Origin of the sequence: Paenibacillus sp. FSL H7-0326, from assembly GCF_001955535.1 — a bacterium.
Taxonomy (GTDB): Bacteria; Bacillota; Bacilli; order Paenibacillales; family Paenibacillaceae; genus Paenibacillus; species Paenibacillus shunpengii.
The window spans coordinates 1-7,867 of record NZ_MPVN01000016.1 but is presented as its reverse complement, the minus strand read 5'-3'; the positions used below and the strand labels follow the sequence as shown (position 1 = coordinate 7,867).

Below are 7,867 nucleotides of genomic sequence, written 5' to 3'. Positions count from 1 at the left end.
GGGGTAGTACCAGCGAAGCTGACACCACCCGCAAAGTATATGGGCAAATATGTAAATCAGTAATTCTAGGATCTTATTTCCCTCGATCCTTTACCTTTTCGCCGCGCTAGACATTCTATGACAGGTATTTGTATCAATGAAGAAATCAAAAATTAGGGGACAGCAAGAATCTCTTTTTTAAATTTATATCTTCCAGGATATACGATATCCATATTAACGCTTATAGCTTGCAAGGAATCCTCGTTTAAGACAAAATGCTGTTTCCCTGATGCAATGCGTTTCCATTCATGCGGATTCTTGCGAAAAAGAGATTCCCCTAGATTATAAATATCTATATTCTTCTCAAGCGCAGTTTGAAAGGTTTTCCTAATTTGCCGCTCAATTTCTTTTTGAGCCATTTGCGTGAGTTCTTGTTCAGTAACGTCTGCATGCAACTCATTTACCCCAGCCTTCACTGAAACGGATATATCGAAATACGCTTTATCATATTTAACACTTGGAGTAATGTCATATTTAGGTTTCTCTGCGACGAGAACCGCTATAAGTTTTTTATCGGAAAACAAGTCAAGAGGCAGTCGGATTGTGTGTTTATTTAGCCACGGCAACCCGGACAGATCTTGGATGTCCATGCGTGCATAATAGTGCTCTTGATCATATACTTGTATGCCAGAAAATCTAAGCAACTCACGTGGCTTTTGATTTTCCTTCCATTGGTCTTTTCGAATTGATAATTCTGGTATATAGCTTGACTTAGCCTTTTCATTTGAATCCAGAACAAACTGTTGCAGGCGGATCGGAGCGAGAATAGAATGCTGTCGATAATTCTGTTCAGGATTATGTAGAATCGATGCCTTTGGTGACAATCTGAAAAACGATGTTGCCATTAAGATCTCGTCAAGGGGATCTCGCGTGCTGAATAGCCAGGCTAAGTACCTTATTTCACGATAACGGTTGATCAGTTCTAACACTTCACCGACTTTCCTTTCCTTCATCAACCGTTCGCTGAACAGAATCGCAGAGACTTGTCCCCAGTTTAACCTCTGTTGCGAAGTGCTGTATAAATCATTCGCTGCTTCTGTAAACGAGGAGCCTTGTCCCTTACCGACCCAGACCGGGGGCTGCTCCGCTTTTTGTTGGCCCTCCAGCTTTGCCACTGTCGAGAAGTCAAGCAATTGCGCATAGATGGTGTATTGACCTTCCGCATAGTCAATTCCGACTGCTGTCGTATAATTCATGTTTTGCACTTCGTATTTGCTCCAGCAGCCGGTGAGTATGATGAGGGGCAGAAGAACAACGATATATTTATACGTCTTCATTTCTGCCCATCCCCTTGGCTTGTAGGATCGTGAGTATTCAGATTGTCCGGTCGAGTTTTTCGCCATCTCCAAGGTAATCGGAACAATGCATTGGCGAAATCTTTATATGGGGGCGAAAGCGGAGCCAGGTAAGGCAAACCGCATGAACGCAATGAGGCTAAATGGGTTGTCACGATAAATAAAGCAAGAAAAAAGCCATAGATGCCAAGCGCGGCAGACAAAATAAACACGATAAAGCGTAAGATGCTAATTGTCCCAGATAACGACTGGCTGGATAAAGTCGAACCGAACACCTGAGTAATCGCTCCTATGACAACGATGCTCGGGGATAAAAATCCTGCCCGAATGGCTGCATCCCCCAGGATAAGACCTCCCACAACGGTAACAGTAGAGCCAATGGCAGAAGGCAAGCGAACACCGGCTTCCCGCAATATTTCTAAAAAGATGAGCGACAGAAACATTTCCCCTGCCACACCTAATGGGATTCCTAATCGGTTAATGCCAATAGTTGCAAGTAAATAGTAAGGCAGTTGATCTTGATGATACGCAAGAATGGCAACCCAAAATCCGGGCAGCATGAGTGAAACGGACAACCCGAGCAAACGAAGAGTTTGCCCGAACGTGGCCGATAAAGCAGTAAAGTGGATATCTTCCGGTGTTTTCAGGAGCAAGAACAAATTGGCTGGAGCGATCAAAGCAGCCGGAGTACCATCCACAATTAATGCTACGCGGCCATTCATCATGCAGTTCACGGTGAAGTCCGGTCTTCCTGTGTACCCCATCAAAGGAAACAAAGCTCTTGTCGGTTCCATTAATTCTTCCAGTTGAGTGGCGCTGATTGCTCCGTCAATTTGAATACCATCCAATTTTTTCTTTATATCTTGAACAATATTCGGATTAACAATGTCTCGCATATAAAGAATCGCAACTGTTGTTTTAGTTCTCACGCCAACTGTTTTGGTTTCGTATACCATGCTGGTTGACTTGATACGTTTCCGAATCAGCGCAACATTGACGCCGACTTCTTCAACAAAACCGTCTTTTGGACCGCGTATCGAGACTTCAATGTTAGACTCTTCCGGCTTACGTGCCGGTTTTTTGGAAATATCGAGGGAGAACAACGAAGTTAGTGCCGGAATGAACAAAAGCAGCTTGCCCTCGAAAATATCCGTTTCGACTTGTTGCTCCCACTCCTCGAAAGAAATGCTCTCTAACTGTAATTGACACGACTCAACAATCTCCTCATTCTTATGAAATCCGTAAGTTTCATAAAAACGAGTCAAGTGGGGCAGCACCATATCCTGAATGAGCTGTTGGTTGTCACATAAACCATCGCAGTACAGCAAAACGATCCTCGACTGATCATCACCAGCTTTTATTTTGTAAACATGACGCTTAACATCTTGACACATCTGGAAGCGTTGGATAAGCGACGGTTCACTAAGCGGTTGTGAAACAGTTGCCACTTTGTTTGATGGCGATGGTAAGACCTCCGCCTTCTTATTTCTGAATCGTTTTATCATTCGTAGATACTCCTTTTATTTCGTGTTGAGGTTCGTACGACATATACGATCATGACCCCAATTGTAAAGACACAAAACGATGGAAAGTAATATAGGCTCAATAGGTCTTGAAAGACCATATCGCTAATAGGCAGCAATGTAACAACCAACATGAATAAAGCGCCTAGGAACATAGGTATCCACTTATACTTTTGTAATTTCCATAATTCCCCCAAGAGATACATGGAAAGGGACACTCGAATGAACATACCGGATAGCCATTGGTAAATCGAGAAAAAATCGACATGCTCCACATACTCGCCCAGTCGAACCATTCTCCATTGTTCATAAACAGGATATCGTTGGTTTGCCGCTTCATCAGGGCCATACATTGTAATCGAACCCATCAAAGGGCCGATCGTAAGCCCGGATAAAATGAGACAAACAAGCATCAAACTTATGAAGCCCGGTTTCTTCGTTAACTTATGCTGGATCAGCATCAGCAACGACAACTCCAGCAACCCGCTGGCAGCGTAGGGAACACCTTTCCATAGTGGAGGTGTTCCTTTTTCGAGCAAAGGAAAAAGCAAGGTATAATCTTTAAACTGAAAGTTTGCAATCATTACAAGGTCGCCAAGAATGACAACGAAAGGTAACAATATCCCGCTCACAATCGCAATGGTGCGAAGCCCCTGATATGCCGCAAAGAAACATCCGACAATTGTTGCTACCACAAGGACGAGCATTGGAGTTTGAGGCATATAAGTTGCAATTGTCCAAGTTAGAGTATCCTTCAAGGAAATGAGTCCCATGAGCCATACAAGCACACTATATATGAAAACCAGGGTTATGGAGAGAAACATTCCGAAATGCTGCTGCAACCAATCCTTTAAATGTATGCCGTTCATGTTTTTGATGATGTAGTTCAAAGAGCCAATCCAAAGAGGCGAAGCGATTAATACAAGAAGTACTACCAGCCAGGCATCTCGCCCTGAAGCACCGAGCAGTAACGGTATAATAATGACGTGGTTCAGCAAACCGACTGAAAGCATAATTATCATGTATGACTGTATAAGCGGAATTTTTGGCATAAAGATCACCTCTTTCAACTTTTGAAGAAGAATATGGAAACACCATTATATACTTTTCCCTCATCGTCTTCATTCCAATCACTTCGGCTATTCCATCTTGCAAAAGTTCCGTTTTTGATTAGGTAATTGGAATATGATAGCTTTTTGCTCCACATTGCCTCATTAAGTATGCTTCGGTATACTAAATTTAATGATTAAAATTCCGATTCTAACCATTTTAGGAACTTTACTCGGAGGGGATCAAGTGAAGCGAAATTGGGAGCTGGAGGAGTTAATTGAGCATTTTACGTTTCTTCCCAACGAAATGCAGCAAGTCGGCAATAAGTCGGGGGAGACTCGGTTGGGGTTTGCTGTTCTGTTTAAGTTTTTCCAATACGAAGCGCGATTCCCCTTCCAAAAATTCGAAGTGCCCAAAGCAGTAATTCAATACATAGCAAAGCAGATCGAGGCACCGGCAGAGCTGTACGCACAATACGATTGGACTGGTCGCTCCATTACCTACCATCGAACACAAATCAGGGAGTTTTTTGGCTTTCGTGAGGATACCATCAATGATGCCGAAGAGGTAATCGATTGGCTATGCAAAAGCGTATTATTCCAAGATCACGATTTCGAACATTTGGTCGAGACCGTATACGGGCGATTTCGGGAGATGAAAGTTGTACCGCCTACGCCTGATCGCATTGAGCGACTTATCAGAGCCGCAATCCGTACATATGAGGAACAATTTTTCCAAGTCACATTGGAAAAGTTGCCTGCGGCATCTTTGTCCAAACTGGATTCACTCGTAGATAGTATCGCATTTCTAGATGAAGACCAAGGCGGCAGCGACGAGGGACTTCTTTCTTTTCAAGAGTTAAAAGCTGATCCGGGCAAACCAGGTGTCGAAAGTGTGTTAAGAGAAGTAAGCAAGCTGCGAACGATTCGAAATCTGGAGCTTCCGGATAATCTGTTTCGTGATATCCCTCTTAAAGTATTGACCAAGTACCGGCAGCGGACCGCAACAGAGGATCTCCGGGAACTTCGTCGCCACCCTGATCCGATCCGTTACACATTGTTGGCCGCATTCTTCTGGCTAAGGAGTATGGAGATAACGGACAATTTGATTGAGCTACTTATTCAAATCGTCCATCGAATAGGAGTACGGGCAGAACGCAAGGTCGAGAAGGAAATTCTGAATGACCTACGGAAAGTAAGCAATAAGTATGGCATTTTATTCAACATGGCCCAGTCTGCCGTCAACAATCCAGACGGAGTAATTCGTGATGTCATTTTCCCGGTCGTAAATGAGCAAACGTTACGGGATTTGATAAAAGAATTCAAGCATACCGGACCGGCTTACCGTGAGAAAATCCATACCATTATTCGGGCTTCCTATGGGAGTCACTACCGCCGTATGGTTCCCGAAATACTAGGCATTCTGGAATTCCGATCAAACAATGAAGTGCATCGGCCAGTGATTCGTGCGCTGGAACTGGTAAAGAAATATTCTGACACCGGCCATCATTATTTGCCAATGTCCGAAGAAATCCCGGTAGATGGTGTAATCCGGACGGTTAATAAAGAAATCATTGTTGAGAAGGACGAGAAAGGCCAAGAGCGAATTAATCGGATGAATTATGAGATAAGCGTTCTGCAAGCTTTACGGGAAAAGCTTCGTTGCAAGGAAATATGGGTGGCCGGAGCGAACCGATACCGGAATCCGGACGATGACTTGCCGACAGACTTCGAAGAACGGCGGGAAGAAAATTATAAGGCTTTAAAGCAGCCGCTGGATGCAGAAGCATTCATTGCAACGTTGAAGCAGGCCATGAAAGATGGATTAGAAAAGCTTGATACCGGTCTCCAGAAAAACCCCAAGGTCCGGATCACGGAGAAGGGTAATGGTTGGATTAGCTTATCTCCGTTAGAACCACAAGCAGAGCCAGTCAACCTATCACGGATAAAATCAGAGATGCTTCGGCGCTGGCCAATGACGAGCCTGTTGGACATTTTAAAAGAGGCCGATCTTCGTGTCGGATTTACTGAAAAATTCAAGACTGTTGCTGTACGCGAAGCGTTAAGCAGGGATACGCTGCAAAAGAGACTCATCCTATCCCTTTATGGCCTCGGGACGAATACCGGCTTGAAACGTGTGAGTGCCGGTGAGCATGGAGAAAGCTACAAAGACTTGCTGTACGTCCGCAGGAAATTCATTCATAAGGACAATCTCCGAAATGCGATATCCGAAGTGGTTAATGCGATTTTTCGCGTTCGGATGCAGGAGATTTGGGGCGATGCCACGACATCCTGTGCATCGGATTCAAAAAAATTTGGTGCATGGGATCAAAATCTGATGACCGAATGGCATATCCGGTACCGCGGCCGCGGCGTTATGATATATTGGCACGTTGAGAAGAATTCGACATGCATTTACTCGCAGCTCAAATCGTGCTCCTCCTCTGAAGTCGCTGCCATGATGGAAGGATTGCTTCGTCATTGTACCGAAATGGAGGTCGAGAAGAATTACGTGGATTCACACGGCCAGAGCGAGGTTGCGTTCGCATTTTGTTACCTTTTGGGCTATCAGCTCATGCCACGGCTCAAAGCGATTCATTCGCAAAAACTTTACCGGCCCGAACCAGGCATGACCGATGCCTATCCGAATTTGCAGCCGGTGCTGACCCGCCCAATCAACTGGGAGCTAATTCGGCAGCAATACGATCAAATGATGAAGTACGCTACGGCTCTCCGACTCGGAACCGCCGAAACAGAAGCAATCTTGAAACGATTTACCCGTAATAATTTAAAGCATCCGACCTATCAAGCTTTGGGGGAACTCGGCAAAGCAGTCAAAACGATATTCCTCTGCGATTACCTGCACTCGGAGGAGCTGCGCCGCGAGATCAATGAAGGCTTGAATGTCGTGGAAAATTGGAACTCGGCCAACAGCTTTATCTTTTACGGCAAAGGCGGAGAAATCGCTACCAACCGGTTAGAAGATCAAGAGCTAGCCGTATTGTCTCTTCACCTTCTGCAAAACTGCCTGGTTTACATCAATACCATTATGCTTCAAAGCATCCTATCCGACCGCAAATGGTTCGATATGATGACTTCGGAAGACTTGCGGGCGCTTACCCCGCTGATCTACACGCACGTAAACCCTTACGGCACATTTAGGCTGAACATGAGTGAACGCCTTCCGTTGGAAGAAGGTGTTATTGCGTGAGTGAAAGACGCATATCCCCGAAACGCAAAGCGAAGGAGCTGGCGAAGTATCTCCGAGGGGAACGGCCAGATTATGACTATCTCAAAAGCCTGTTTCAGCATCTTCGAGCAGAGCTGGAGGTAGAGGTTCCAAAAACAGCGAAGAAGCTCCCCTATGTACCTACAGAAGAGGAGCTTAAGCGCTACTACGATGTGGTTTGGCAAGCGAAGAACTTTCAAGACATGATGATCGTCAAGACGCTGCTATATACCGGCGTTCGGGTAAGCGAGCTGATCAATATCAAATTGTCCGATGTTGATTTCCACTACTGCCAAATCCGGATTAATAAGGGCAAGGGGAATAAGGATCGCATTGTCCCTTTCCCTCAATCGTTCAAGGAAATGCTGGCCATGCACGCCGATTCAATGAAAAAGAAGCAGGCGGTTTACTTGTTCGAATCATCGTGGAAGAAAAAATATACGGATCGGGGAATACGAAAGATTTTGGCTAAATATTCGGAGGAAGCCGGTCTTGTACAAAATCTGTCGCCGCATAAGCTACGACATTTCCTGTTGACTTGGCTTAAAAAGCAGGGCATCGATGACGCACTCATACAACCGTATTCCGGCCACGAAAGCCGGAAGTCGTTGGAAGTCTATTCAAAACTGGCAATCACTGATGCACAGCAGGAGTACAACGAGGTCATCAACAAATTTCCCATTTAATAACATCTACTTTGCGGGTGGTGTCAGCTTCGCTGGTACTACCCCA

Annotated in this window: 5 protein-coding genes; 2 read left to right on the top strand and 3 right to left on the bottom strand. The window is 44.9% G+C overall.

The window, feature by feature from the left end; genetic code table 11:
- Nucleotides 1-152: 152 nt before the first annotated feature.
- The 3 genes from BK126_RS28525 to BK126_RS28515 are packed head-to-tail and all read right to left on the bottom strand — an operon-like array spanning nt 153 to nt 3,909.
- Nucleotides 153-1,316 carry a Ger(x)C family spore germination protein gene (locus tag BK126_RS28525; protein WP_006211807.1) on the bottom strand — a complete coding sequence of 388 codons (1,164 nt, stop codon included), beginning with the start codon at nt 1,314-1,316 and terminating at the stop codon, nt 153-155.
- On the bottom strand, nt 1,313-2,839 hold the full coding sequence (locus BK126_RS28520; RefSeq protein WP_006211808.1) for a spore germination protein: 1,527 nt from the start codon (nt 2,837-2,839) through the stop codon (nt 1,313-1,315). Before BK126_RS28520 ends, BK126_RS28525 begins: the two co-directional genes overlap by 4 nt.
- The gene (locus tag BK126_RS28515) at nt 2,836-3,909 is read right to left on the bottom strand and encodes an endospore germination permease (RefSeq protein ID WP_006211809.1); all 1,074 of its coding nucleotides are present in this window, start codon (nt 3,907-3,909) and stop codon (nt 2,836-2,838) included. The genes BK126_RS28520 and BK126_RS28515 overlap by 4 nt, the downstream gene beginning before the upstream one ends.
- A gap of 244 nt (nt 3,910-4,153) precedes the next feature.
- Here BK126_RS28515 and BK126_RS28510 point away from each other — a divergent pair, with 244 nt between their 5' ends.
- Nucleotides 4,154-7,117: a Tn3 family transposase gene (locus tag BK126_RS28510; RefSeq protein WP_024631230.1), complete on the top strand. Its 2,964-nt coding sequence runs from the start codon at nt 4,154-4,156 to the stop codon at nt 7,115-7,117.
- Nucleotides 7,114-7,821 (top strand): tyrosine-type recombinase/integrase, encoded by a 708-nt coding sequence (locus tag BK126_RS28505; protein ID WP_006211811.1) that lies wholly within the window; start codon nt 7,114-7,116, stop codon nt 7,819-7,821. Before BK126_RS28510 ends, BK126_RS28505 begins: the two co-directional genes overlap by 4 nt.
- Nucleotides 7,822-7,867 lie beyond the last annotated feature (46 nt).